Origin of the sequence: Longimicrobium terrae, assembly GCF_014202995.1 — a bacterium.
In the GTDB taxonomy this organism is placed as follows: Bacteria; Gemmatimonadota; Gemmatimonadetes; order Longimicrobiales; family Longimicrobiaceae; genus Longimicrobium; species Longimicrobium terrae.
The window spans coordinates 184,388-208,610 of sequence record NZ_JACHIA010000008.1 but is presented as its reverse complement, the minus strand read 5'-3'; the positions used below and the strand labels follow the sequence as shown (position 1 = coordinate 208,610).

The 24,223-nt window shown below is 69.0% G+C and carries 22 protein-coding genes; 18 read left to right on the top strand and 4 right to left on the bottom strand.

Going from position 1 to position 24,223, the window contains the following annotated elements; translation table 11 throughout:
- Positions 1–12: 12 nt before the first annotated feature.
- Positions 13–1,020 (bottom strand): NHL repeat-containing protein, encoded by a 1,008-nt coding sequence (locus HNQ61_RS15105; RefSeq protein WP_170036627.1) that lies wholly within the window; start codon positions 1,018–1,020, stop codon positions 13–15.
- Between the two features lie 401 nt (positions 1,021–1,421).
- Between HNQ61_RS15105 and HNQ61_RS15100 the strand changes: the two genes are divergently transcribed.
- The 6 genes from HNQ61_RS15100 to HNQ61_RS15075 all read left to right on the top strand — a co-directional run bounded on the left by HNQ61_RS15100 (position 1,422) and on the right by HNQ61_RS15075 (position 6,803).
- Positions 1,422–1,649: a hypothetical protein gene (locus tag HNQ61_RS15100; protein ID WP_170036629.1), complete on the top strand. Its 228-nt coding sequence runs from the start codon at positions 1,422–1,424 to the stop codon at positions 1,647–1,649.
- A gap of 326 nt (positions 1,650–1,975) precedes the next feature.
- The gene (locus HNQ61_RS15095) at positions 1,976–3,118 is read left to right on the top strand and encodes a putative sensor domain DACNV-containing protein (RefSeq protein WP_170036631.1); all 1,143 of its coding nucleotides are present in this window, start codon (positions 1,976–1,978) and stop codon (positions 3,116–3,118) included.
- On the top strand, positions 3,118–4,176 hold the full coding sequence (locus tag HNQ61_RS15090) for a patatin-like phospholipase family protein (RefSeq protein ID WP_170036633.1): 1,059 nt from the start codon (positions 3,118–3,120) through the stop codon (positions 4,174–4,176). The genes HNQ61_RS15095 and HNQ61_RS15090 overlap by 1 nt, the downstream gene beginning before the upstream one ends.
- 47 nt (positions 4,177–4,223) lie before the next feature.
- Complete coding sequence (locus tag HNQ61_RS15085; protein WP_170036635.1) at positions 4,224–4,604, top strand: hypothetical protein; 381 nt, start codon at positions 4,224–4,226, stop codon at positions 4,602–4,604.
- Between the two features lie 541 nt (positions 4,605–5,145).
- Positions 5,146–5,529, top strand: coding sequence for a hypothetical protein (locus HNQ61_RS15080; protein WP_170036637.1), 384 nt, complete (start codon positions 5,146–5,148; stop codon positions 5,527–5,529).
- A 161-nt stretch (positions 5,530–5,690) separates the two neighbouring features.
- Entirely contained in the window at positions 5,691–6,803 is a 1,113-nt protein-coding gene (locus HNQ61_RS15075; protein WP_170036639.1) for an Mrp/NBP35 family ATP-binding protein, read from the top strand.
- A gap of 104 nt (positions 6,804–6,907) precedes the next feature.
- On the opposite strand, the gene HNQ61_RS15070 is transcribed toward HNQ61_RS15075, so the two are convergent.
- On the bottom strand, positions 6,908–7,447 hold the full coding sequence (locus tag HNQ61_RS15070) for a GAF domain-containing protein (RefSeq protein ID WP_170036641.1): 540 nt from the start codon (positions 7,445–7,447) through the stop codon (positions 6,908–6,910).
- 338 nt (positions 7,448–7,785) lie between these two features.
- Between HNQ61_RS15070 and HNQ61_RS15065 the strand changes: the two genes are divergently transcribed.
- The 4 genes from HNQ61_RS15065 to sugE all read left to right on the top strand — a co-directional run bounded on the left by HNQ61_RS15065 (position 7,786) and on the right by sugE (position 13,909).
- A complete protein-coding gene (locus HNQ61_RS15065) occupies positions 7,786–10,503 on the top strand; it encodes a valine--tRNA ligase (protein ID WP_170036643.1) in 2,718 nt (905 codons plus the stop codon).
- Positions 10,500–11,882, top strand: a complete 1,383-nt coding sequence (locus tag HNQ61_RS15060; protein ID WP_170036645.1) for an Ig-like domain-containing protein — start codon at positions 10,500–10,502, stop codon at positions 11,880–11,882. The genes HNQ61_RS15065 and HNQ61_RS15060 overlap by 4 nt, the downstream gene beginning before the upstream one ends.
- 5 nt (positions 11,883–11,887) lie before the next feature.
- Complete coding sequence (locus HNQ61_RS15055) at positions 11,888–12,676, top strand: enoyl-ACP reductase FabI (RefSeq protein WP_170036647.1); 789 nt, start codon at positions 11,888–11,890, stop codon at positions 12,674–12,676.
- 912 nt (positions 12,677–13,588) lie between these two features.
- Positions 13,589–13,909 (top strand): quaternary ammonium compound efflux SMR transporter SugE, encoded by a 321-nt coding sequence (sugE, locus tag HNQ61_RS15050; RefSeq protein WP_170036649.1) that lies wholly within the window; start codon positions 13,589–13,591, stop codon positions 13,907–13,909.
- A gap of 76 nt (positions 13,910–13,985) precedes the next feature.
- Here the strand turns inward: sugE and HNQ61_RS15045 are convergent, their stop codons facing one another.
- Positions 13,986–16,322, bottom strand: a complete 2,337-nt coding sequence (locus HNQ61_RS15045; protein WP_170036651.1) for a CDC48 family AAA ATPase — start codon at positions 16,320–16,322, stop codon at positions 13,986–13,988.
- Between the two features lie 782 nt (positions 16,323–17,104).
- On the opposite strand from HNQ61_RS15045, the gene HNQ61_RS15040 reads away from it, so the two are divergent.
- On the top strand, positions 17,105–17,662 hold the full coding sequence (locus HNQ61_RS15040) for a sugar O-acetyltransferase (protein ID WP_170036653.1): 558 nt from the start codon (positions 17,105–17,107) through the stop codon (positions 17,660–17,662).
- A gap of 145 nt (positions 17,663–17,807) precedes the next feature.
- Positions 17,808–18,350, top strand: a complete 543-nt coding sequence (locus HNQ61_RS15035) for an NADPH-dependent FMN reductase (RefSeq protein WP_246366725.1) — start codon at positions 17,808–17,810, stop codon at positions 18,348–18,350.
- A gap of 59 nt (positions 18,351–18,409) precedes the next feature.
- Here HNQ61_RS15035 and HNQ61_RS15030 read toward each other — a convergent pair whose 3' ends face one another.
- On the bottom strand, positions 18,410–18,640 hold the full coding sequence (locus HNQ61_RS15030) for a hypothetical protein (RefSeq protein WP_170036657.1): 231 nt from the start codon (positions 18,638–18,640) through the stop codon (positions 18,410–18,412).
- 79 nt (positions 18,641–18,719) lie between these two features.
- Between HNQ61_RS15030 and mug the strand changes: the two genes are divergently transcribed.
- The 6 genes from mug (at position 18,720) to HNQ61_RS28740 (ending at position 23,907) form a co-directional block, all read left to right on the top strand.
- A complete protein-coding gene (gene mug / locus HNQ61_RS15025) occupies positions 18,720–19,277 on the top strand; it encodes a G/U mismatch-specific DNA glycosylase (protein WP_170036659.1) in 558 nt (185 codons plus the stop codon).
- Between the two features lie 470 nt (positions 19,278–19,747).
- Positions 19,748–20,398, top strand: a complete 651-nt coding sequence (locus tag HNQ61_RS15020; protein ID WP_221305267.1) for a hypothetical protein — start codon at positions 19,748–19,750, stop codon at positions 20,396–20,398.
- Between the two features lie 183 nt (positions 20,399–20,581).
- Positions 20,582–22,060 (top strand): IMP dehydrogenase, encoded by a 1,479-nt coding sequence (guaB, locus tag HNQ61_RS15015; RefSeq protein ID WP_170036663.1) that lies wholly within the window; start codon positions 20,582–20,584, stop codon positions 22,058–22,060.
- A 540-nt stretch (positions 22,061–22,600) separates the two neighbouring features.
- Complete coding sequence (locus HNQ61_RS15010) at positions 22,601–22,774, top strand: hypothetical protein (RefSeq protein ID WP_170036665.1); 174 nt, start codon at positions 22,601–22,603, stop codon at positions 22,772–22,774.
- Positions 22,775–22,789: 15 nt separating this feature from the next.
- On the top strand, positions 22,790–23,140 hold the full coding sequence (locus HNQ61_RS15005) for an AtuA-related protein (RefSeq protein ID WP_170036667.1): 351 nt from the start codon (positions 22,790–22,792) through the stop codon (positions 23,138–23,140).
- Positions 23,137–23,907 (top strand): enoyl-CoA hydratase/isomerase family protein, encoded by a 771-nt coding sequence (locus HNQ61_RS28740; protein WP_338088126.1) that lies wholly within the window; start codon positions 23,137–23,139, stop codon positions 23,905–23,907. Before HNQ61_RS15005 ends, HNQ61_RS28740 begins: the two co-directional genes overlap by 4 nt.
- The last annotated feature ends 316 nt before the right edge of the window (positions 23,908–24,223 follow it).

Genomic DNA, 24,223 nt, shown 5'->3' with positions numbered 1-24,223 from the left:
ATGCCGGATGCATCAGCGCGGGGTGCGGGCCATCCGGTATACGACAACGTGCGGAACGTCGTCCGAGTCGGCCCGCGAGGCGTACACGGTTCCATCTCCGCGAATCAGGCGCACTTCGCTGCCCGCGGGGATCAGCATCGACCCCAGGTAGGAACCGTTTCCATCAAAGGCGGCCCATTCCGCATTCCGCCGCGTGCCGCCGCCCAGCTGCATCCAGATGCGGTCACGGTCGTCCAACAGAACGCCGCGCACCGCCGGCCACCGTTCCGGGAGCGAATCTTTCAGCACCGGGGCAAAGACGGGGCGGTCCACCGCGGGCATGGCGGCGAGCGCGTCGTCCTGATCCGCGCGCGTGATGGCGGGTGGCGTGTACGGGACGGCGAAGCGCCCGGTCCGCTGGCCGGCCAGATTGTAGATGTCCGCCGCCAGGGAATCCGACTGGATGAAGAACACGCGGTCCCCGGAATCCAGTCGCGCAAACCCCTCCCGCCCGAACGGGTGGGGCATCACGGACGTCCCCGCGACCAGAAACGCCCGCGAAGGAAAACGCAGCAGGTCCGCGCGCGGCGATCCGTCCGCGCCCAGGTGGCGTACGCGGTCCTGCCTCGCCTCGCCGCCGCCCTGCCCGAAGGCGAACATGGGCCTGAAGAGCGCCAGGTACGTGGAGCCGTCGTGCGTTCTGCGGAGATCGAACGGGGCCGCGCCGCCGAGCCGGGCCGCCAAGTTTACGGAGTAGGCGGCCTGATCGGACCCCGGGGCGAACACGGTGACCCGCCCCAGACTGGGGTCATAGGCCAGCAGGCTGTCTCCGGCGAGCAGCTGAACGCCGCGGATCGCCCGGAATTCTCCGGGACCGGCACCCCGCCGGCCAAAGGACCGGACCCACCGGCCGTCCGGCCCCAGAACCGTGATCTGCTGCCGGTAGGTGTCCGGCACGTAGATCATGCCGCGCGAGTCCACGTCCAGCGTCGTGATCGCGGTGAACGACGCATCCTCTCCGCTGGCACCAATTTCCCGCACGGACGACGCGTTACGAAGCCGGGTGGGCGTGTCGGGAAAAGAGTTCGTACCTGACTGCGTGCCTTCCACGGTTCCGCACGCGGCGGCCACGGCGGCAAGCAGAAGCCTTGAACAGCGCGCGAGCGTACGCATGGGCGGAGACGGCGAAGAAGATGGACGGAATCCGAAGGTAATGGCGCATGGGAGTCGGGGTCAATCGTACCACGCCTGATTTCGGGTTCCGCGACGGGCTGAGGCGCAGCGTCATCTGCGGGACGGACGGCGCTTGCCGGGTTGGACCGGACGCCGGGTGTATTGCGACGTTACAATCGATTGTTACGTGCGTACTTGTGTGCACCGTGCGCAACCCGCCAGCATGAAGGCTGAAGTCGGCCTTATTCCATCATGACGGCGGCACCGCGTTGACCAACGATCTCGAACTGATGCTGTGGGCACTCTCGCACGGCTGGAGGGTCGCCCTGTTTCGCGAGGACGAAGCCGGCGCCCTGTGGCGCTCTCCCACGGGACCGAGGTTCCTGGTGACGACCCCGGACCTCGCCTCCGACCTGCCCGCGCTCTCTCCCGAACTGCGCGGCATTCTCACCGCCGAGCGCATCCGCGCCGCCACGGCCGCCGGTTCCCCCGGCTGACGGTCCTGCCGCCCGCGGGGTACGGCGCGAACGTCCGCCGGGGCTTCCCGTGGGATCCGCCTGAACGCCCGATGTGATCCTCCCGAGGATGAGATTCTGGCGGCGGGGCGATGATCGCGCCGGCCTCGGGGAACAAGGAGAGACAGAGGCAGGCAATCCAGCGCCCGCGCCCCGGCACGTCCGGCGCGCGGGCGTCCGCTTGTGGCGGATGATGGAGCGGTGTGGCGCGGGGTGTTACGTTGGTGGCTGGATTGCAGTAGAGCGCGACGAGTTCCGCTGAGCCTGGCAGAAGCCGGAGTGCGGACGAGGTCTGTCACCCACGGATCATGAAGAAAACGGGACCCACCTACCCGGCGGCGCGCGCGGTCGCGCCGATCGTGGCGGAACAGCTGGCGGAACACTTGGCAACGGTGCGCCAGCGCGGATATGAGGAACTGGCCCCGCAGCCCGTCATCGTGCAGATCGAGGCGCTGATCGACGCGGCGTTCTGGGCCAGCTTGCGCAAGGAAGAGGGCCACGATCCCCGCATTTCCCTCGCCTTTCTCCCCCCGGACGGCACCGGGCACCCCATGGTGTTCGACAAGCCGCTGCCGCTTTCCCCCGAGCCGCTGGCGCGCCTGGCCCCGGCGGTGGAGCGCGCCGGCATTCACCTGGGCGTGTGGCCGGACGGTGGCAAGCTGCGCGTGTGGGGCACCACCCGCAGCGTTCCCAACCTCACCTTCGTGCTGGAGGTGGTGGAGCCCGGCGTGCTCGTCCTCAAGTACCGGCGCGGCGACGAGCTGGACAAGTTCGGCACCATCGCCGTGCTGCGCGGCGACCGCATCGAGGTGGTGGACGAGGGCGCCGTAAGCCTGCCCGACTGCCCGGCTCTGCTGTCCACCCTGCTCGGGTTCGGGGCGCAGCTGCCGGCCGCGGGGCCCACGGACGTGCTGATTCAGCTGGCCGTTTCCATGCGCACGCACGGCCGCGGCGGTTCGCTCCTCGTCGTTCCCGCGGCGGGAGATGGATGGCGGGATTCCGCGCTGCAGCCCATGCCGTACCGCGTGGCCCCATACGCCGACCTGTCGGAGCTGCTGCGCGCGGGCGACGAGGAGCGCGCCCGCAGCGCGTGGCGCGAGTCGCTGCGCCGTTCGGTTGCCGCCGTCGCCGGGCTGACGGCGGTGGACGGAGCCACGGTCATCAACGAGCGCCACGAGGTGCTGGCGTTCGGCGTAAAGCTGGTGCGCAAGCGGGGAAGCGAGCGGGTGGACCAGGTGGCCGTCACCGCCCCCGTCATGGGCAACGCGCCGGAAGTGGTGGATCCGTCGCGGCTGGGCGGCACGCGCCACCTGTCCGCCGCGCAGTTCATCCACGACCAGCGCGACGCCCTGGCGCTGGTGGCGTCGCAGGACGGGCGCTTCACCGTGTTCGCCTGGTCGCCGTGCGAGGGGATGGTGCACGCGCACCGCGTGGAAACCCTGTTGATGTAATGGCTTCGGCGCTCTCGGTTCTGGCCGGCCCCGACGCGCTGCGCATTCTGCGCGAGCGCGGGCTGCGGCCGGAGGACGTGGACGTGGTGCCCGGCGCGTCCGGCGGGCCCAAGTGGCTGGTGCTGGCGGGATTGGACCGCTTTCTGTTCGGCGAGTTCTTTCGCGTCCCGCGCCAACGTCCGCTGCACCTGATCGGCTCGTCGATCGGCAGCTGGCGGATGGCGTGCCTGGCGCAGCACGATCCGCTCGCCGCGCTGGCCCGCGGGCACGAGGCGTACATCGAGCAGCGGTACGAGGCCAGGCCCACGCCGCCGGAGGTGAGCGAGGTCAGTTCACGCGTCCTGAACGACCTGCTGGGCCCGGCGGGCGAGGACGAGATCCTGGCTCATCCGTGGGCGCGGCTGCACGTCATCACCTCGCAGACGCGGGGCGCGGCGGCCAGCGAGCGCGCGTGGGTGCAGAGCGCGGCGCTGGCGGCTGCCGCGGCGGGCAACCTGGTGTCGCGCAGGTCGCTCGCGCTGCACATGCGGCGCGTCATCTTCCACAGCGCGGGGGATACGAGTCCGTTCCGCGAACTGGCGGACTTTCCCACGCTGCACCTGCCGCTGTCCAGGAAGAACCTGCGGCCGGCGCTGCTGGCGTCCGCCTCCATCCCGCTCGTGCTGGCGGGGGTGCGCATTCCCGGCGCGCAGGGAATGCACCGCGACGGCGGGGTGATCGACTATCATCCGCACTTTTCGTTCGGGCCGGGCGAGGGGCTGGTGCTGTACCCGCACTTCTATCCGCACCTGGTGCCCGGATGGTTCGACAAGTCGCTGCCGTGGCGCCGCGCGCGGGGCATCAACTTTCGCCGCGCGGTCGTCCTGGCGCCGTCGCCGGCGTTCGTGGCCTCGCTTCCCGGCGGGCGCATTCCCGACCGCAACGACTTCTACCGCATGACGGACAGCGAGCGGATACAGGCGTGGCGCACGGTGCTACATCTGAGTGAACGGGTGGCGGATGAATTGCGCGAGCGGATGGCGGCGGGCACGCTGGCCGATGCCGCCGCGCCCATCTAGACCGCAGGAGGCCTGCGCGCCTCCCGAACCCGATCCGGAGATTTCTGATGTCCCGTCGTGTCATCCTCGCCCTGTGCGCCGCGCTTCTGTCCACCGCCGCCTGCGCCGGCAACGATCCGGAGGCGGGCAGCGAGCTTTCGGACGCGCGCGGCGTGGCGCTGGTGGTGCGCAACGAGAACTTCGCGGACGTCACCGTCTACGCCGTCCGTGACGGAACGCGCGCCCGCGTGGGCTGGGTGCCAGGGAACTCCACTGGCCGCTTCACCGTGTCCGGCGCGCTCATCCCCACGGGCGAGCTGAACCTGCTGGCCTTTCCGCTGGCCAGCACCGGTGCCGCCGCAAGCGGCCGCGTCCTGGTGCGCGAAGGACAGACGGTGCAGTTCACCATCTCGCCGCAGCTGGCCGGCAGCTACGCCACCGCGCAGTAGAGTTGGTGGATGAGAGGATGTGAGGGCTGGCGCCGAGCCTGAGTGAGCGAACGACTCCGCCGCAACGACAGCGGAACGTCCCCGAACAGATGCGGAACTTCATCTGCGTAGAAGCGGGAGATCGCGCCGCCGTCGGCCCACGCGCTGAGGTCTCCCTTTCTCCCGCGGAGCGGGGGAGAGGGCCGGGGAGAGGGGGCATCTCCGACGAGTGGCACCGTCCGAAGCATGAAGTCGTTGCCGTTCTCCCCTCTCCGTGCGCAGTTTGCACGGGGAGGGGCCGGGGAGGGGCCTCCCAGCCCGGCGACGAATAAAGCAATCCGGAGCCGAACCTGAGTCGGTGAACGCGCTCCCCTCGGCCGTGAACACGGCGGGTCTGCTGTGAATTTCTGACGATCACCGACTGCTGCCGGGGGCGTCCGGCGCGCGTGGCGGACGTTTTGCGCGGGAGAGGACGCCGGGCGGGCTCGCTGATCCGCCGCGTCCATCCGATCCACCCCCGGGGACCGCGCGCGTCCCCTTTCTCCGGCCCGTCGAGGCTCCCATGAACCGTCGTATCTTCGTCGTTCTCGTCGCGGTGCTGCTGGGCGGTGCGGGATGCGGGCACGCGGGCGAAGAGGGAGAGGAATCGCCCGCACCGCGGCGCACTCCCATCACCCTCGTGCTGGCCAACCAGAACTTCTCCGACATGACCATCTACTCGGTGGAGGTCGGACGCCGCTCGCGGGTGGGGATGGTGGGCGGAAACTCGAGCGTGACGCTGAACGTGAGCTCCGCGTTCTTTCCCGGCGGCCGGCTGAACCTGGTGGCGGTGCCCATCGGCGGCAGCGGGCGCGCCGGCACGGGTCCGCTGATGGTGAACGGGGGCGAAACGGTGTACTTCACCATCACGCCGCAGCTTTCCACCAGCTACGCATCCATCCAGTAGCCACGGTGGATGACGGACGCGGCGAGCCGGGCTCCTCGCCCGGCCCGCCGCGTTGTTGTATCCTTGTACCGCGTCCGCAGCCGCGCGCCCCGGATACCCTCCGGCGCCGCGCGGCCGGCGGCGCACTCACGAACCCGGTACTCGAGCACTGCTGCCTGCATATGCAACCCACCGAGCGCGACCAGGTGCTTCGCCGCGTGATGGCGGCCCTGTCGGCCATCCTTCATCCCACTTCCGGCGAAGACGTGGTTTCGTCGGGGCGCGTCCGCGAACTGGACGTGCTGGAAGACGGCACCGTCCGCTTCCGCTTCGCGCTTCAGGCGGACGACCCCGGCACGCTGGTGCGCCAGGCGCGCACCGCGGCTGAAAAGGTGGAGGGCGTTCAAAAGGTCAAGATCGACATCTCCCTTCCCGCCGCGGGCGCGCCGCAGAAGAAGGGGCCGCTGCGGGCCGGCAACGTTCCCGCGCCCACGCCCAACGCCAACCTGCTCCCCGGCGTATCGCGCATCATCGCCGTCAGTTCCGGCAAGGGCGGCGTGGGCAAGAGCACCGTCGCGGTGAACCTGGCCGCGTCGCTGGCGAAGGCGGGCCAGCGCGTGGGGCTGCTGGACGCCGACATCTACGGCCCCAACGTCCCCATCATGTTCGGCGAAACGCGCAAGCCGCGCGTGGTGGGCGACAAGGGCAGGGAAAAGATGGAGCCGCTGGACGCCCACGGCGTGCGGCTGATGAGCCTGGGCTTTCTGCTGGAAGACGAGCAGCCGGCCATCATGCGCGGGCCGATGATCGCCGGGATCCTGAAGCAGTTTCTGAGCGAAGTGGCGTGGGGCGAGCTGGACGTGCTGGTGGTGGACATGCCGCCGGGCACGGGCGACGCGCAGCTCTCCCTGGTGCAGACCATCCGCATCGACGGCGTGGTGATGGTGACCACGCCGCAGGACGTGTCCACGGGCGACGTGCTGCGCGGCATCAAGATGTTTGAGCGCACCAACACGCCGGTGCTGGGCGTGGTGGAGAACATGGCGGGCTTCATCTGCCCGTGCTGTGGCCAGCGCTACGAGATCTTCGGGCGCGCGGGCGGGCAGCGGCTGGCCAGCCAGACCGGCTTGGAGTTCCTGGGCGAGGTGCCGCTGGAGATGATCGTGCGCGAGGGCGGGGACGAGGGCATCCCCGTGGTGATCGGGCAGCCGGAGTCGCCGTCCGCGGTGGCGCTGCGCGAGATCGCCGAGCGCGTCTCCGCCCGCCTTTCGGCCATGGCGCCCGCCGCGGTCTGACGCCGATCGGTGGATGACGGAAAAAGGGACGGCTCCGCGCGGAGCCGTCCCTTTTTCCGTTCCCGCACCTTCCGCCACGCTCCCGGGCGGGAGCGGTGGGCGCGTCATCCTTTCCAGACGACCGGCAGCACTTCCTTTTCCGCCAGCAGCGCCACCATCCGTTCCAGCCAGCGCTGGTCCGTCTCGTCGAACGCCGCCGGGATGGTGCTGTCCACGTCCAGCACGGCGATCAGTTCGCCGGCCGCGTCCAGCACGGGAACCACGATCTCCGACGCGGAAAGCGAGTCGCAGGCGATGTGGCCCGGAAACGCGTGCACGTCGGGGACGAGTTGGGTGCGCCTCTGCGTGGCCGCGGCGCCGCACACGCCGCGCGCAAAGTCGATGGACAGGCACCCCATCGTCCCCTGATACGGTCCCACCAGCAGGCGCGCGGGGCCGACGCGGCGGTAGAAGCCGGTCCAGTAGTAGTACGGAAAGGCGTTGTGAAGCAGGCACGCCATGGTCGCCATGGCGGCCGTCAGGTCCGGCTCGCCTTCCAGCGCCGACTGCAGCTGCTCCATCAGCCCCGCGTAGCGCTCTTCTTTTTCCGCCGCGTCCAGCCGCAGCTCGCCCGTGCGGTCCGCCACCAGCGTGTATTCCGCCATGACTGCTCTCGATTCCGTGTGGATGACTGTCGTCCAACCCGTTGCGATTCATCCGCTTGCGTCTCCGGTGCTCAACTCGCGTCGAGCGCGGGGACGGGTGGATCCGCATCCAAGGTAACAGGGCGGGGAAGCCGTCGCGGTGGATGGACGGGCATCGGACGCGCGCGCGGGGCGGCGTGCCGTCCGTCATCCTCCGTGATGATCGTCATCGCCCATCATCATGCCGGATCACCGCTTTCCACGGGCGGATTGCACGCCGCGCGCGCTTGACCCACCCCGCGCGTTCGGGTAAAATGCCCGTCCTGTCCCGAAGCCCGTTGAAGACGCCGAGAAACGGAATGGCCGAGCCGCTGCCGCCGCAGTACAACCCGCACGAACACGAAGACGCCCTGTACCGCTGGTGGGAGGAACAGGGCTTCTTTCAGGCCGACGCGTCTTCGGGCCGCGACCCGTACGTCATCGTCATTCCGCCGCCCAACGTGACGGCCGTGCTGCACATGGGGCACGGGCTGAACAACACCATCCAGGACGTGCTGATCCGCTGGCGGCGCATGCAGGGCCGCGAGGCGCTCTGGGTTCCCGGCACCGACCACGCCGGCATCGCCACGCAGAACGTCGTGGAGCGGCTGATCGCCAAGGAAGGGCACACGCGCTACGACCTGGGCCGCGAAGCCTTCGTGGAGCGCGTCTGGGAGTTCGTGGGCGAAACCGGCGGCGTGATCCTGAACCAGCTGCGCGCCATCGGCGCGTCGGCGGACTGGTCGCGCACCCGCTTTACGCTGGACGAAAGCCTGTCCACGGCCGTCCGCGAAGTGTTCGTGAGCCTGCATGAAAAGGGGCTCATCTACCGCGGCTACCGCATCATCAACTGGTGCCCGCGCTGCCTGACCGCGCTCTCGGACGAGGAAGCCGAGCCGACGGAAACGCAGGGCAGGATGTGGCACCTGCGCTACCCCGTGGCAGACGGCGCCGGCATCCCCGGCCTTCCGCGCCTTCCCGACGGCCGCCCGTATCTGACCATCGCCACCACGCGTCCGGAAACGATGCTGGGCGACACCGGCGTCGCCGTCCATCCGGGGGACGAGCGATACGCCGCCCTCGTCGGCCGCGAGCTGGACCTGCCGCTCACCGGCCGCCGCATTCCGGTGGTCGCGGACGACTACGTCGATCCCGAGTTCGGCTCCGGCGCGGTGAAGCTGACTCCGGCGCACGATCCCAACGACTTCGACGTGGCGCAGCGCACGGGCGTGGCCACGCTGAACGTGATGACGCCCGAGGCGACCATCACCGACGACGCGCCCGAGCCGTTCCGCGGCATGGACCGCTTCGAGGCGCGCCGCGCGGTCGTCCAGGCGTTCGAGGAGCTGGGGCTGCTGGAAAAGGTGGAGGAGCACACCCACGCCGTGCCGCACTGCTACCGCTGCGACACCGTGGTGGAACCGCGGCTGAGCGAGCAGTGGTTCGTGCAGATGAAGCCGCTGGCCGAGCCGGCGCTGCAGGCGTGGCAGGACGGCCGCGTGCGCTTTCATCCCGAGCGCTTCGGCAAGACGTACGAGCGCTGGATGACCAACATCCGCGACTGGTGCATCAGCCGCCAGCTGTGGTGGGGCCACCGCATTCCCGTCTGGTACTGCCAGGCGGAAAGATGCGGCGAGACGATCGTCGCCCGGCAGGATCCGACGAGTTGTCCGAAGTGCGGCGGCGCGGCGCTGGAGCAGGACCCGGACGTACTGGACACCTGGTTCTCGTCCTGGCTGTGGCCCTTCAGCACCATGGGCTGGCCGGAAGAGACGGACGACCTGCGGAAGTTCTATCCCGGCGATTCGCTGGTGACCGCGCCGGAGATCCTGTTCTTCTGGGTGGCGCGGATGATCATGTCCGGCCTGGAGTTCCGCGGCGACGTGCCGTTCACCGACGTGTACTTCAACGGCACCGTGCGAGACCATCTCGGGCGGAAAATGTCCAAGTCGCTGGGCAACGGCATCGACCCGCTCGTCGTCAAGGAGCGCTTCGGCGCCGACGCGCTGCGCTACACCGTGGTCAGCGGCAGCGGCGCGGGGACGGACCAGATGCTCAACTACGAGAATCTGGAAGAAGCGTTCGGCCCGGGCCGCAACTTCGCCAACAAGCTGTGGAACGCCGGCCGCTTCGCCCTGATGACGCTGGGCGACGACGCGCGGATTTCGGTCGACGAGGTGACGGCGGACCTGGAGCCGATGGACCGCTGGATCCTGTCGCGGATGACGCGGGCGATCCGCGACGTGACGGACGCGCTGGAGAAGTTCCGCATTCAGGAAGCCGCCACGCGCGGGTACGAGTTCTTCTGGAGCGAACTGGCGGACTGGTACCTGGAACTGGTGAAGCCCCGCCTGCGCGGCGACATGGGCGATGCGTCCAAGCGCGCGGCCCAGGCCACGCTGGCGCAGGCGCTGGACGGCGCGCTCCGCATCCTGCACCCGGTCGTTCCGTTCATCACCGAAACGGTGTGGCAGAAGCTGCCCAAGCCGGCGGACGAGGCTCCGGCGCTGATCGTGGCGGCCTGGCCCGTCGCCCGCCCGGAGTGGGAAGACGACGCGGCGGAGCGGGCGATCGAGGAATTGCAGTCGGTGATCGGCGCCGTGCGCAACCTGCGTTCGGAGTACGGCATCGCTCCGGCCACCCGCGTTCCGCTGCGCGTTCCCGGCGTGTCCGACGAGGTGCGCGGAATCCTGGAAAGCAGCCGCCGCGCCCTGCGCGACCTGTGCCGGGTGGAAGAGATCGAGTTCGGCGGCGCGGAGGGCGAAGTGGGCGCCAGTGCCGTGCTGCGCTCGGGGACGGAGCTGTTCGTTCCCCTGGCCGGCGTCATTGACCTGGACCGCGAGCGCGCCCGCCTGCGCGAGGAGATCACGCGGATTGACGGACAGATGGCGGGAACGGAAAAGAAGCTGTCCAACGAGTCGTTCGTGGCGCGCGCCCCGGAAAACGTGGTGAACTACGAGCGCGAAAAGCTGGCCTCCTTCCGCGACCAGCGCGGGAAGCTGGCGGAAAAGCTGGCCGCGCTGGAAGGCGCCGCGTGACGCGACGGCGCGTGCGGCTGGCGGCGGCCGCCCTGGTGCTCGCCCTGCCGGCGTGCGCCACCATCCAGGCGCCCCCGGGCGGGCCGGAAGACAAGGCGCCGCCGCAGCTTCTGGCCACGCGCCCCGACACCTTCGCCATCCTCACCAGCTGGCGCGGGCCCGTCGTGTTCGCCTTTGACGAAACGCTGTCGGAGGCGGGGGTGGATACGTCGGTGTCGCTCAGCCCCGTGCGGGGCGGCGCGTCGGTGGACCAGAAGGGCGGGGAAATCCGCGTGCAGCCCCGGCGCGGATGGCTTCCCGGGCAGATCTACCAGGTAGAGATCGCGCCGGGGATCAGCGACCGCTTCAGCAATTCGCGCCGCGATCCCATCCGCCTGGTGTTCAGCACCGGGCCCGCGATCCCCGCCACGGCCGCCAGCGGCGTGGTGACGGAGCGGGTGACGGGCTCCGCCGCGCGCGTGCGCGTGGACGCCGTCCGCGTGACGGACTCGCTCACGTACACGACGCAGACGGACACGTCGGGCGCGTTCCGTTTCGCGCAGGTGCCGGAGGGCGAGTACCGCGTCACCGCGTACCGCGACGCCAACCGCAACAACCGCACGGACGTCTTCGAGGCGCGCGACACTACGCGCTTCACCCTGGTGGCCGGCTCCACGCCCACCGCGCGTCTGGCGATTCTGCTGCCGGACAGCACCGCGCCGCGCCCGGGCTCGGCCTCGTCCACCGCGGACGGGGCGGGGTGGATCGAGGTGCGCTTTGACGATTACCTGGATCCCGCGCAGACGGTGACGCCCGCGCAGATCACCCTCATCGGCCCGGACAGCCTTCCCGTGGCCGTGGCGGAGGCGCGGATCGGCCCCGCGCCCACGGCGGTGCGCGACAGCGCGGGCGCGGACAGCGCCGGCGGCCGCGCGCAGGCCGACACGGCGCGCCGCACGACGGCTCCGCGGCCGGGCGCCGGCGCGGGCCGCCCCGCGCGCGCCGACTCCGTCCGCGCGGACACCACGCCGGCCGCGCCGCTGCCTTCGCAGGTGCTGTCCATCCGCCCCGTGCAGCCGCTGCCCGCGAATACGCAGTTCCGGGTGCGCGTGACCGGGGTGCGCAACATCAACGGCCTGGTGGGCGGCGGCGACATTCCGCTGCGCACGCCGCGTCCCGCGCCCGCGCCGGCGGCCACCACGCCGCGGCCCGCCGCGCCGGCCGGGGATTCCGCCCGTGCGCCGGTCGTGGGCGAGCCGTCCGCGCCCCAACCGGCTGCACCCGTGCCGGCCGTTCCGGCGCCTGCTCCATCGACACCGCCGCGTCCGTCCTCCGGCGCGCCCGCCGTGGTGCCGCCGAGAACGCCGTCCGCTTCCCGATCATCCTCTTCAGGATTTTGACATCCATGTCTGAAAACGCGCCGCTCGCCGGCCTGCTCGCCGGAAAGAAGGGCCTCGTCCTTGGCGTCGCCAACCAGAACTCCATTGCGTGGGCCTGTGCGCAGGCGCTGCACGGCGCGGGGATGGAACTGGCGTTCACCTATCAGGGCGAGGTGATGCGCGACCGTGTGCTCAAGACGATCTCGTCGCTGGGCGACGTGCCGGTCTTTGACCTGGACGTGCGCAACGAGGACCAGATCGAGGCGCTTGTCGCGCAGTTGAGCGAGCGCTGGGGGCGGCTGGATTTTCTGCTGCACTCGCTGGCGTACGCGCCCAAGGCGGCGATGGCCAACTCGTTCCTGGAGACCACGCGCGAGGACTTTCTGGCCGCGCAGGAGATCAGCGCGTACTCGCTGGTGGGGGTGTCGCGCGCCTTTGCGCCCATGATGGTGGAGGGCGGCAGCATCGTGACCATGACGTACTACGGGTCGCAGAAGGCGGTGCCCGGGTACAACGTGATGGGCGTGGCCAAGGCGGCGCTGGAGGCTTCGGTGCGCTACCTGGCGGTGGACCTGGGGCAGCGCGGAATCCGCGTGAACGCGGTGTCGGCGGGGGCCATCAACACGCTGGCGGCGCGCGGCGTGGCGCACTTCCGCGACCTGATGAAGATCACCGCCGAGCGCTCGCCGCTGAAGCGCACGGTGGAGCCGTCGGAAGTCGGCAACACCGCGCTGTTTCTGGCCTCGGACCTGTCGACGGGGATTACTGGCGAGACGATGTACGTGGACGCGGGGTTCAACATCACGGCGGGGTGACGGCGGGGAAGTGCGTGAGTGCTGGGTGCGTGAGTGCGTGAGTGCGGGGGAAGGAGAGTGGAGCGAGCAGCGAAGGGTCTTGCCGGCCGCTGGCTGTGGCCCTCACCCCGCGTGCTGCGCACGACGACCCTCTCCCACGAACGGATGTGGGAGAGGGAGCACACCCCAGTTTGGAGCCGGGGTTGAACGGCGGTGCGCGCCTTGTCTCCGTTGAGCGAATAAATCCGCCGCTCCAACAGCGGGAACCCCGACTCGTGGCCGCTGTCGCGTCCACGGCCGGGGCTTCAACTACATGCACTGCGGCCACACCTCATACCACGCCTCCCCACCATGTCATCCTGAGGAGGCGCCGGCCGATCCGTCTGCCGGCGCCGAACCTTGGCGCCGCCGAAGGATCTACCCTCCGCCGAGCCAACTACGCGGCCCGCACCGATCCGGCCCACGCGGTGCAGTTGAAGCCCCGAACCGGACGCGCCAGCGGCCGGTGTCGGGGCTTGGCGCTTGTGGAGCGGCGGATGCATCCGCTCTCGCGACGGACGCACCATGGTTGGCGACGATCAGGATTGTTCTCCACGCGATTGTTTCGCTCTCGCGACGGACGCACCACGGTCGGCGACGATCACAATCGTTCTCCGCGCGATTCTTCGACCTCGCGACGGACGCACCACGGTCGGCGGCGATCACGATCGTTCCCCACGCGATTCTCTCGACGTCGAGAGGGACGCGCCAACGTCGGTGATGATCACGATCGTGCATCATGCGGTCCATCGACTGATCCTCTGTTCCAAAACCATCCGTTGACCCAAGTCGATGTGGGATTGTAGATTACACGCGCGGACACAGGACGGGGACGACTTCGTCTTTCTGATACTCAGGTGGGGACGGCCCCACACCAGGCTCGGAGAATGAGCTATGGCGTGGGGCATTTTGCTGCTCGCGGGCGTGCTGGAAGTAGGCTGGGCCATCGGCCTCAAGTACACCGAGGGATTCACCCGCCCCTGGCCCACGGCGGGAACGGCGGCCGCGCTCGTCGCCAGCATGGCGCTGCTGGGCGTGGCGCTGCGAACCCTGCCGCTGGGCACCGCGTACGCCGTGTGGACGGGGATCGGTACCGTCGGCACGGCCATCCTCGGCATCGTTCTTTTCGACGAACCTGCGAGCGCCCTCCGGCTCGTGTGCGTGGCGATGATCGTCTGCGGGATCGTCGGGCTGAAGCTCGCTTCGCCCGCGTAGGCGGCGCGTGACGGAAAAGGGAAAGCGCCGCTCCCCGAAGCCGGGGAGCGGCGCTTTCGTTCATCCACCAGAACGATCAGCGCTGGGCGAACGCTTCCAGTTCCGCCGGGCTCATGAAGCCGATGCGCTTGGGCCCGCGCGGGCTTTCGCGCTTCAACTGCTCGGCGATTTCCTCGTACTCCTTTTCCACCTCCGGCGTTACCGACGCGCGCGTCTCCTTGAGCGCCGCCTCAAAGAACCGCATCGGCACCTGCGCGATGTCCAGGTTCTCGCGCAGCGCCTGCAGGCCGGCGCGCCGCACCAGATCCTCCAGATCCGCGCCGGTGTAGCCGTGCGTCTGCGCCGCCATGACGTCCAGATCCACGTCGTCCGCCAGCGGCATGTCCTTGGTGTGAATCTCCAGGATCCGCAGCCGGCCCGAGCGCTCCGGAACCGGGATGTACACCATCTCGTCGAACCGCCCCGGCCGCGTCAGCGCGGGATCCAGCAGCATCGGGCGATTGGTGGCGCCAATGACGACGATGCCGTTCAGCTCCTCCAGCCCATCCATTTCCGCGAGGATCGTATTCACCACGCGCTCGGTGACGGCGGGCTCGCCCATCATTCCGCCGCCCCGCTGCGGTGCCAGCGAGTCGATCTCGTCGATGAAGATCACCGTTGGCGCCACCTGCCGCGCGCGCGCAAACAGCCGCGACACCTGCTGCTCGCTTTCGCCATACCACTTGCTGAGCAGGTCCGACGACTTGGCCGCGATGAAGTTGGCCTCCGACTCGCGCGCCACCGCCTTGGCGATCAGCGTCTTGCCCGTCCCCGGCGGGCCGTACAGAAGGAAGCCCTTCGCCGGGCGGATGCCCAGGCGGCGGAAGGCGTCCGGGTGCTTGAGCGGAAGCTCCACGCCTTCGCGAAGCAGCCGCTGCGCATCCTCCAGCCCGCCGATGTCGCTCCACCCCACGTCCGGCACCTGGATCATGATCTCGCGCACGGCGGACGGCTGCACGCGCTTCTGCGCGCTCAGAAAGTCCTGCCGGCAGACGATCAGCAGTTCCAGCACCTCGGGCGGAATCTCGTCGCGGTCCAGGTCGATGCTGGGCAGATGCCGCCGCAGCGTCTCGATCGCCGCCTCGCGCGCCAGCGCGGACAGGTCCGCGCCCACGAAGCCGTAGGTGACGCGCGCGATTTCATCCAGATCCACGTCGTCGTCCAGCGGCATGCCGCGCGTGTGGATGCCCAGAATCTCGCGCCGCCCCGTCGTGTCCGGCACGCCGATCACGATCTCGCGGTCGAATCGCCCCGGCCGCCGCAGCGCCTCGTCCAGCGCGTTGGGGCGATTGGTCGCGCCGATGACGACCACGTTCTGCCGCGGCTCCAGCCCGTCCATCAGCGTCAGCAACTGCGCGACGATGCGGCGCTCCACCTCGCCCGTCGCTTCCTCCCGCTTGGGTGCGATGCTGTCGATTTCGTCGATGAAGACGATGGACGGCGCCTGCTCCGCCGCCTGCTGGAATACGTCGCGCAGCCGCTGCTCGCTCTCGCCGTGAAAGCGGCCCATGATCTCGGGTCCGGCGATGTGAAAGAACTGCGCGTCCGCCTCGTTGGCCACCGCGCGCGCGATCAGCGTCTTGCCGGTGCCCGGAGGCCCGTGCAGCAGCACGCCCTTGGGCGGATCGATCCCCAGCCGCTGGAACAGCTCCGGGTGCTTGAGGGGGAGTTCGATCATCTCCCGCACCTGCTCCACCGTGTTGCCCTGGCCGCCGATGTCCTCATACGTGACGTCGGCGCTGCGGCGCTCGGTGGCTTCCTCGTACTCCGGAAGCAGCTCGATCTCCGTTTCCTGCACCACCTGCACGACGCCGCGCGGGTTGGTGTTCACCACGCGCAGCCGAACCTCCTGCAGTCCGAAAGTGGTCTGCTGCAGCAACGTGCGCAGGATGTCTTCGGGGAGCGGATTGGGATCAGTAGCCCGCGTCCCGCCGCGGCGGTAGACGGAGGTGCTGATCACGTCTCCCGTCACCACCGGGCGCTGAAAGAGGGTGCGGCGGAGCGCGTCGCCGGAGCCCATGAGCCGCATGTTGGGCTGCGCGGGGGCGATGGTGATCTTTCGCGCCGCCCGCATCTCCGCGCGGCGCAACTGCACGTGGTCGCCGATGCCGGCGTCGGCGTTGGCGCGCTGCAGGCCATCCAGGCGGATCAGGTCTGATTCTTCGTCTTCCGGATAGGGCGGAAGGGCGAGCGCGGCCGTCGTGCGCTTGCCCACGATCTCCACCACCTCGCCCTCGCTCAGGCCCAGGCGCTCGAAGGTCTGCCGCCCCAGCCGCGCGACGCCCTTGCCCACGTCGGGGCCCTTGGCCCCCGCGACCTGAACGCGGATGTCGCTCTTCTGCTTGTCCTGCTGCTCTTCCGGCTGATCCGGCATTCGTTCCGCTCCCTGGGCCTTGATGGGAATGCGCTCCCGCACCGCTCACCCGAACGGCTCCCGCAATCCACGGTCCCCCGTTCAAGCCTTGTTCCACCGACGCGGCAGCACCGGCGGGGTCACCGCGGGACAGCTCCGAGATGGCGGGTTCCGGGTGCCGCGCTTGCCGGTTCCATCCACGCGCGCCTACTGTGGAGCGGTCGGAGCCAGATCATCCCTGATGAGGAGCCTTATGCGCCGCGTAGTCGTTGCGGGTGTGCTGTTGCTGTCCGCCGGGTGTGGTGATTCGCCGCCGCGCCGCGACTCGGGTTCACCGGCGTCCCCCGCCGCTGAATCTCCGGCGGCCACGGCGGTTCCGGCTGCTGCGTCGGAGCCTGATCATCCGCCGGCCGCGAGTGCCGCAGTGCGGGAGCCGCTTGCCGCGGTGCCGGTCAAATTCGGCGGAGAGGAAGAGCTGGACGCGTGCGGCGGACAGTCCCAGGTCGTCGCGCGCAACGGAGCGAAGCATGCCATCGTCCGAAGCGGCCCCGGCCCGCAGTCTCCGGTCGTCGACACTCTCGCGCTCGGAACCCATGGTGGCCGAGTGCGACATGGTTGAGTCGGGCGGGGGATGGGCGGGCGTCGTCTACCCGTTCGATGGGGACGTGGATTGCGGGACGAGTTCTCCTATGGCGGAACGGCAAGCCTACCGGGGCCCGTGCAAATCTGGCTGGGTAGATGAGCCACTGGAACTCATGGCCGGTTGAGGGAGCGATTCTGCTGAACCCGATTGAGGATTCCGGATGAAGAGCGAACGTCAGAAGATGCTGCATGGCGAGCTGTACGATCCCATGGACGCCGAGCTGCTCGCGGGACGGGAGCGCGCGCGTGACCTGTGCCAGGATCTGAACGCCACGCGCGAAGGAGACGTCGACGAGCGCCGCCGCATTCTCAAGGAAATGTTTGGCGCGGGAGGAGATACGGTGTGGATGCAGCCCCCGTTCTACTGCGACTACGGGACGAACATCGAATTGGGCGAGCGGGTGTTCTTCAACTTCAACTGCGTCGTGCTGGATGTCTGTTCCGTGCGAATCGGCGACTTCACGCTCTTTGGCCCGGGCGTGCAGATCCTGACGCCCGTGCACCCGATGAATGCCGAACTGCGGCGGCGGGAAGAGTATGGAAAGCCGATCGAAATCGGCTCGGACGTGTGGGTGGGCGGCGGCGCGCTGATCCTGCCGGGCGTAAAGATCGGGTCGCGCTCGGTGATCGGCGCCGGCAGCGTGGTGACGCGCGACATTCCAGAGGGCGTGTTCGCCGCGGGCAACCCGTGCCGCGTCATCCGCGAAATCACCGAGTAGACGCGGCGGTCGGACAGGATGCAACGAGTCTGACCATAAGGATTTACGGAGCGTCGCCATCCGCTGGCGTGCCCCATGCGGGTGCGCCAGCGGAACCGCATCCGCGGGCGAGGCACAACTACGAAACGGGGATCAAATGCGGGTGATGGGAATCGCGGGGAGCCTGCGAGAGGGTTCGCTCAACCGCGCGCTGCTGGCCGCGGCGGTGGAGCTTGCGCCGGGGGGAATGACGATCGTGCCGTACGAGGGCCTGGCGGACATTCCGATGTACAACGGCGACATCGATACGGATGAACTGCGTCCGGCCTCCGTGGTCGATCTCAAGCGCCGGATCGCGGAAGCGGATGCGCTGCTCATCCTCTCGCCGGAATACAATTACAGCATCCCGGGCGTGCTCAAGAACGCCATCGACTGGGCTTCGCGGCCGGGCTACAAGTCGGTTCTGGGCGGAAAGCCCGCGGCGATCGGCGGGGCGTCCGGCGGCGGCATCGGTACGGCTCGGATGCAGGTGCACCTGCGCGAGGTGCTGTACGCCACGCTCGTCCGCGTGATGCCGCACCCGGGCCTGCTCGTCGGTGTCGCGCAGACCAAGTTCGCCGACGGCAAGCTGACGGACGAGTCCACGCGCCAGTTCCTCACCACCTTTTTGGCCGACTTTCAGAAGTACGCCGCCGGGCAGCAGGGCTGATGCATCGGGGATGATGAAGAACGGACACCCGGGCTGGCCCGCCGGGTGTCCGTTGCTCGTCATCGAAGGAGCTCGCTGTGGGTTGATCCGCCTGAGTCGGGAAGTGCGAACCGAACGCTGTAGATGACCGCGAGGATCTGATCGAAGTCGCGCCTGTCGCGGGCATAGAACGAGAGTGACAAACCCCAGTTGCCGACCTCACGCTTCTCGACGGACAGCCATCCCGCGGCAACCACGTACGCCGGCAGGCACAGCATCACCAGCGGCCACACGCGGCTGCGGTCGATCATCCCGAGATGCAGGGGTGGAGAGCCGGTTGAAAAACGATCCGGTTGGGGTGAGCTGCCAATCATTCAGAACGATGTGCGGATGCCGACGCGTAGACCGACAAAGGAAGAGATCGCCGCCGCGGAGAACACGCTGGTGCCGGACATCATCGCGCCGGGGCTGAAGGTGCTGTTCTGCGGCATCAACCCGGGGCTGTACACGGCGGCGGTGGGGCACCACTTCGCGCGGCCGGGCAACCGCTTCTGGAAGGCGCTGCACGAAGGCGGCTTCACGTCGCGCATCCTGGACCCGTCGGAGGAAGACGAGCTTCTGCGCGCCGGGTGCGGCATCACCAACATCGTGGACCGCGCGAGCACGGCGGCCGCGGAGCTCGCCCCCGCCGAACTCGCGGCTGGCGGGCGCGCGCTGGACGAAAAGGTGAGGCGGTACGCTCCGCGGTACCTGGCCGTGCTGGGCCTGGGCGCGTACCGCACCGCGTTCGCGCGACCCAAGGCGCCGCTCGGTCGGCAGGAGGAGACTGTCGGCGGCCGCCCGGTGTGGGTGCTGCCCAACCCGTCCGGCCTGAACGCCAGCTACCGCCCCGCCGACTTCGCCCGCCTCTTTCGCCAACTCCACGATGCGGCCGAAGCGGAGTTCTGAGTTGGCCGGCGGCCGTAGCGGGCGGACGGGTCTGCGCACCGTCCACTCCGTTGCGTCCACACGGGATACTGGACATCCGTCCGCCACCATTCTGCACGCGTGTGGCGGGATTTATTCGTCTTTACGGACGGACTGGACGTAATTAGATTCGTCGTGCACGATCACTCCAACGGGGAGGGTACGATGTACGATGAATCCAGTTTTCCGCTACGCCGCGGATCTACACGCAGCTTCACGCTTGAGGAAGCAATCCACGCGTGGAACGTGGTTCTCGGTGACCGCCGACTTCCGCCGCTGATTGACGGCTATGAGGACCACGAACTGATGCCGAGCCCGCAAGGAGGCTGGATGCTCCGTGATCCGGTGCGGTGGGCCGAACATCTGGCCGCCTGTGGAGAGCGCCCGGTACCCGCAACGCGATCCACACCCCGTCGCAAGTACGCCCGTATCCGCAGGATCGGAGCGCGATGATGGAGGTGCCGCTGTACGATCGGAGTGTGTTCATCAATTGCCCGTTCGACCTGATGTACTGGCCTATTCTGGAGGCCATCACCTTTTCGGTGGCCTACTGCGGGTTTGTCCCGCGCTGCTCGCTCGAGACAGACGACGGCAGCCAGGTGCGGATCCAGAAGATCAACAGCCTGATCAGGAGTTGCCGGCTCGCGATCCACGACATCTCCCGCACGGAGAGCGATGGCGCTCCCCCGCTGCCGCGGTTCAACATGCCGCTGGAGCTTGGCATCTTCATGGGCGCCAAGGAGTTCGGCAACCGGGAGCAGAAGCGGAAAGCGGCTGTGATCCTGGACGCGGAGCGCTATCGCTATCAGCGCTTCGTCTCGGATATCGCGGGGCAGGACATCCGAGCGCATGCGGGAGGAGTATTCGAAGCGATCGCCCACGTCCGCAACTTTCTCTTTGCGTATTCGCATGCGCCGCAGTTCCTTCCCGGACCGGATCGGATCGCGGAACGATACCGGGATTTCCGGGAGGAGCTTCCGCACATGTGCGAGGTTCTGCACACAAATCCGGCCAGGCTGACATTTCCGGAGTTTACGCACCTTGTCCGCGGCTACATCGAGCGGGAGGCCCAAGCGGCGCACATTGGTGATCGAGCCGCATGAGGGTTCGACGACGGCTCCGGGTTTGTGACACAGACGTTTCGGGCGGCGAGTTGACAGGGTGCGCGGGATGGCGATAACTTCCGCCATGGAACCACGAAACACCGTGCAAGCACCTGAGATGCCCGTCGTCCTCCTCCCTCGCGGAGAGCAGGATTGGCGGGTTTCGCGCATTCTGGAGGCCTGATGAACGGATCGGACGCGCTCACCTCCCGCTTTGCGGGCGAGGGGCTGACCTTTGACGACGTGCTGCTGGTGCCGCGCCGCTCCTCCGTGCTGCCCGCGCAGACGGACGTGCGCACCCGCCTTACCTCGCGCATCGACCTCGCGATCCCCTTCATGGCGGCCGCGATGGACACGGTGACCGAAAGCCGCATGGCCATCACCATGGCCCGCGAAGGCGGCATCGGCATCATCCACAAGAACATGAGCATCGACCGGCAGGCCGAAGAGGTGGACCGGGTGAAGCGGTCGGAAAGCGGGATGATTCAGAACCCCGTCACCATCCGCCCCGACCAGCTGCTGACGGACCTGCTGGCGCTGATGAACCGCTTCAGCGTGAGCGGCATTCCGGTGGTGGAGGACGACGGCCGGCTGGTGGGCATCATCACCAACCGCGACCTGCAGTTCGAGACGGACCGCAGCCGCCCCGTGCACGAGGTGATGCGGCGCGAGGGGCTGGTGACGGCGCCCGTCGGAACGTCGCTGGAGGAAGCGGTGCAGATCCTTCACCGCCACCGCATCGAGAAGCTGCCGGTCGTCGACGGAGACGGGCGGCTGCAGGGGCTCATCACCGTCAAGGACATCCGCAAGCGCGCGCAGTTCCCCAACGCGTGCAAGGACGAGCGCGGCCGGCTGCGCGTGGGCGCGGCCATCGGCGCGTCGATGAACGACCTGGACCGTGCCCGCGCGCTGGTGCAGGCCGGCGTGGACGTGCTGGTGGTGGATACGGCGCACGGGCACAGCGTGGGCGTGCTGGACGCTGTGGCCCGCATCCGCGACGCCTTTCCCGACGCGCAGATCATCGGCGGGAACGTGGCGACGCGTGACGGGGCCGCGGCGCTGGTGGAGCGCGGCGTGGACGCGGTGAAGGTGGGCGTCGGGCCCGGCAGCATCTGCACGACGCGCGTGGTGGCCGGCGTGGGCGTGCCGCAGTTGACGGCGGTGATGGACGCGGTGGAGGGCGCGGCGGGACGCGCGCCGGTGATCGCGGACGGCGGCATCAAGTACTCCGGCGACGTGGTCAAGGCGCTGGCGGCCGGCGCGCACGCGGTGATGATGGGGAGCATGCTGGCGGGGACGGAGGAAAGCCCCGGCGAGTCGTTCCTGCTCGAGGGGCGGCGCTTCAAGATCGTCCGCGGGATGGGATCGCTGGGCGCCATGAGCGAGGGTTCGGCGGACCGGTACTTCCAGGACTCGTCGGCGGACGCGCGCAAGTTCGTGCCCGAAGGCATTGAGGGACGCGTGCCGTACAAGGGTCCCGCGGCGGATACCATCTACCAGCTGGTGGGCGGGCTGCGCAGCGGCATGGGCTATCTGGGCTGCCCGGACATCGAGACGCTGCGCTCCGAGCCGCGCTTCATGCGCATCACAGGCGCGGGGCTGCGCGAGAGCCATCCGCATGACGTGACGATTACGCGCGAGGCGCCGAACTACCATTCGTAGGGGAAGTGCGTGAGTGCGGGGTGCGTTAGTGCGTGAGTGCGAAAAAGAAAGTGCTCAGTGCTCAGTACCCGGTGCTCGGGGCGGACTCCACGGCGGCCCCCACCCGGGCCGGCATTACCGGCCCACCCTCCCCCAAAACGGACTGGGGGAGGGTTGGGGCGGGCGGACGTACGGTGCATGGGGCGGAGATCGGCGCCACGCATGGTGTCTGAGCGAATGAATCCGCCGCTCCAGAAGCAGGAAGCCCCGACACGCGGCCGCTGACGCGTCCGCGTTCGGGGCTTCAACTGCCTGCGAGAGCGGGACGAAGCCGCGGTCACGGTCCGCGCAGGCGGAGCTTCGCGCCGTTGTTGCCGCCGTTAAGCCGCCCCGGACCGACCGCTGGCTGACACTTGGCACTTGGCACTGAGCACGGCTTTTTCGCACTTCCGCACTCACGCACACAGCACTCACGCACTCGTCCCTGTATCCCCCGAGGGTCTGCCTCTTGCCAACCCGGCCGCGATCACGTCACTTCCACCACGGACGGAGCGAGCGGAAATGGACAATCGAGGCGCGGCCGCACTCAAGGTGATCCTCATCATCGCCGCGGTGCTGGTCACCATCGTATTCGCCTTCTTCGGACAGCTCTACTTCGCGGGATTCGTAGGTCTGGTCGCCATCGCCATGCTGGTGATCACGCTCTTTTCCCGCGCCAAGACTCCCACGGACTGACGCAGAACCGGCACCATGCCCCGAATTCAACTGCAGCACCTGGCCCACGCCCGCTCCGGCGACAAGGGCGACACCGCCAACGTCGGCGTCATCGCCCTGCGCCCGGAGTTCTATCCCGTGCTCGTGGAACAGCTTACCACCGAGCGGGTGAAGGCCCACTTCCAGGGAATGGTGCATGGCGGCGTGGAACGCTTTGAGCTGCCCAACCTGGAAGCGCTCAACTTCCTGCTGCACAACGCGCTGGGCGGCGGCGGAACCGTCTCCCTCAAGACGGACGCGCAGGGAAAGGTGTACTCCACCGCCATTCTGCGGATGGAAGTGGACGTCTCCGACGAGGTGGCGCGCCTGGCGCAGCCCGCCGCGTGAGCGAGACGGCGTCGACGGTTCTCGTCCACACGGCGGACGGGGTCTGCCGCATCACGCTGAACCGGCCGGACAAGCGCAACGCGCTCAACGCCGAGCTGATCGCCGATCTCAAGGCCGCCCTCCGCGCCGCGGACGCGGACCCGGAGGTGCGCGTGGTGAGCCTCGAAGGCGCGGGAACGGATTTCTGCTCCGGTGCGGACCTGTCCGCGCTGCGCCGCATCGCCGGGGCGTCGGTGATGGAGAACGTGGAGGATGTGGAAGAGCTTGCCGAGCTCTTTCTCCTTCCGCGGCGCATGCGCACGCCGGTGGTCGCCTGCGTTCGCGGGCGCGCGCTGGCCGGCGGATGCGGACTGGCGACGGCGTGCGACCTGGTCGTGGCGGCGGAGCCGGCGCAGTTCGGCTATCCGGAGGTGCGCATCGGCTTCGTCCCCGCGATGGTGATGGCCATCCTGCGGCGCAACGTGTCGGAAAAGCGCGCGTTCGAGCTGATCGTCCGCGGCCAGCCGATCGGCGCGGGGGAGGCCGAGCGGATCGGGCTGATCAACCATGTGTGGCCGGAAGCGGACTTTGACGCGGAGCGGGACGCGCTGCTCAAGGACCTGGCCGGCCGCAGCGCATCCGCCGTGCAGCTTTCCAAGCGGCTGCTCTACCACAGCGACGGGATGGGCTTCGAGGCCGCCCTTCGCGCCGGGGTGGACGTGAACGTGGTCGCGCGGATGACGGACGACATGAAGGCCGGGGTCGCGCGGTTCCTGGAGCGCGGCTGATGGACCGGTCGCGGCGCACGGAGCCGGACCCGTTTCTGGAGTGGAAGGTGGGCCTGTTCTTCGTGGGCGCCATTCTGCTGCTGATCGGGATGGTCACCGAGCGCGAACCGCTGGCGCTGGGGGCCGCGATCGTCCTGGGGATCGCCGCGGCGATCGGCCTGGCGGACCGCGTCCGCCGCCGCCGCGCGGAGGAGCAGGCGTGGGAACCGGACGAGGGCGAGGACACGCCCGAGTAGCGGATGGGGATGACGGAACGGGGCCGGCGCGGAATGCGCCGGCCCCGTTCTGCGTTCATCCCCCAGGCGGGGCAGGGGAC

What these genes read in the sequence shown, in the direction of transcription:
- HNQ61_RS15095 (WP_170036631.1), top strand. Translation starts at nt 1,976, where the DNA reads ATGAAGAAAACGGGACCCACCTACCCGGCGGCGCGCGCGGTCGCGCCG.
- HNQ61_RS15090 (WP_170036633.1), top strand. Translation starts at nt 3,118, where the DNA reads ATGGCTTCGGCGCTCTCGGTTCTGGCCGGCCCCGACGCGCTGCGCATT.
- HNQ61_RS15085 (WP_170036635.1), top strand. Translation starts at nt 4,224, where the DNA reads ATGTCCCGTCGTGTCATCCTCGCCCTGTGCGCCGCGCTTCTGTCCACC.
- HNQ61_RS15080 (WP_170036637.1), top strand. Translation starts at nt 5,146, where the DNA reads ATGAACCGTCGTATCTTCGTCGTTCTCGTCGCGGTGCTGCTGGGCGGT.
- HNQ61_RS15075 (WP_170036639.1), top strand. Translation starts at nt 5,691, where the DNA reads ATGCAACCCACCGAGCGCGACCAGGTGCTTCGCCGCGTGATGGCGGCC.
- HNQ61_RS15070 (WP_170036641.1), bottom strand. Translation starts at nt 7,447, where the DNA reads ATGGCGGAATACACGCTGGTGGCGGACCGCACGGGCGAGCTGCGGCTG.
- HNQ61_RS15065 (WP_170036643.1), top strand. Translation starts at nt 7,786, where the DNA reads ATGGCCGAGCCGCTGCCGCCGCAGTACAACCCGCACGAACACGAAGAC.
- HNQ61_RS15055 (WP_170036647.1), top strand. Translation starts at nt 11,888, where the DNA reads ATGTCTGAAAACGCGCCGCTCGCCGGCCTGCTCGCCGGAAAGAAGGGC.
- sugE (WP_170036649.1), top strand. Translation starts at nt 13,589, where the DNA reads ATGGCGTGGGGCATTTTGCTGCTCGCGGGCGTGCTGGAAGTAGGCTGG.
- HNQ61_RS15045 (WP_170036651.1), bottom strand. Translation starts at nt 16,322, where the DNA reads ATGCCGGATCAGCCGGAAGAGCAGCAGGACAAGCAGAAGAGCGACATC.
- HNQ61_RS15040 (WP_170036653.1), top strand. Translation starts at nt 17,105, where the DNA reads ATGAAGAGCGAACGTCAGAAGATGCTGCATGGCGAGCTGTACGATCCC.
- HNQ61_RS15035 (WP_246366725.1), top strand. Translation starts at nt 17,808, where the DNA reads ATGGGAATCGCGGGGAGCCTGCGAGAGGGTTCGCTCAACCGCGCGCTG.
- HNQ61_RS15030 (WP_170036657.1), bottom strand. Translation starts at nt 18,640, where the DNA reads ATGATCGACCGCAGCCGCGTGTGGCCGCTGGTGATGCTGTGCCTGCCG.
- mug (WP_170036659.1), top strand. Translation starts at nt 18,720, where the DNA reads ATGCCGACGCGTAGACCGACAAAGGAAGAGATCGCCGCCGCGGAGAAC.
- HNQ61_RS15020 (WP_221305267.1), top strand. Translation starts at nt 19,748, where the DNA reads ATGGAGGTGCCGCTGTACGATCGGAGTGTGTTCATCAATTGCCCGTTC.
- guaB (WP_170036663.1), top strand. Translation starts at nt 20,582, where the DNA reads ATGAACGGATCGGACGCGCTCACCTCCCGCTTTGCGGGCGAGGGGCTG.
- HNQ61_RS15010 (WP_170036665.1), top strand. Translation starts at nt 22,601, where the DNA reads ATGGACAATCGAGGCGCGGCCGCACTCAAGGTGATCCTCATCATCGCC.
- HNQ61_RS15005 (WP_170036667.1), top strand. Translation starts at nt 22,790, where the DNA reads ATGCCCCGAATTCAACTGCAGCACCTGGCCCACGCCCGCTCCGGCGAC.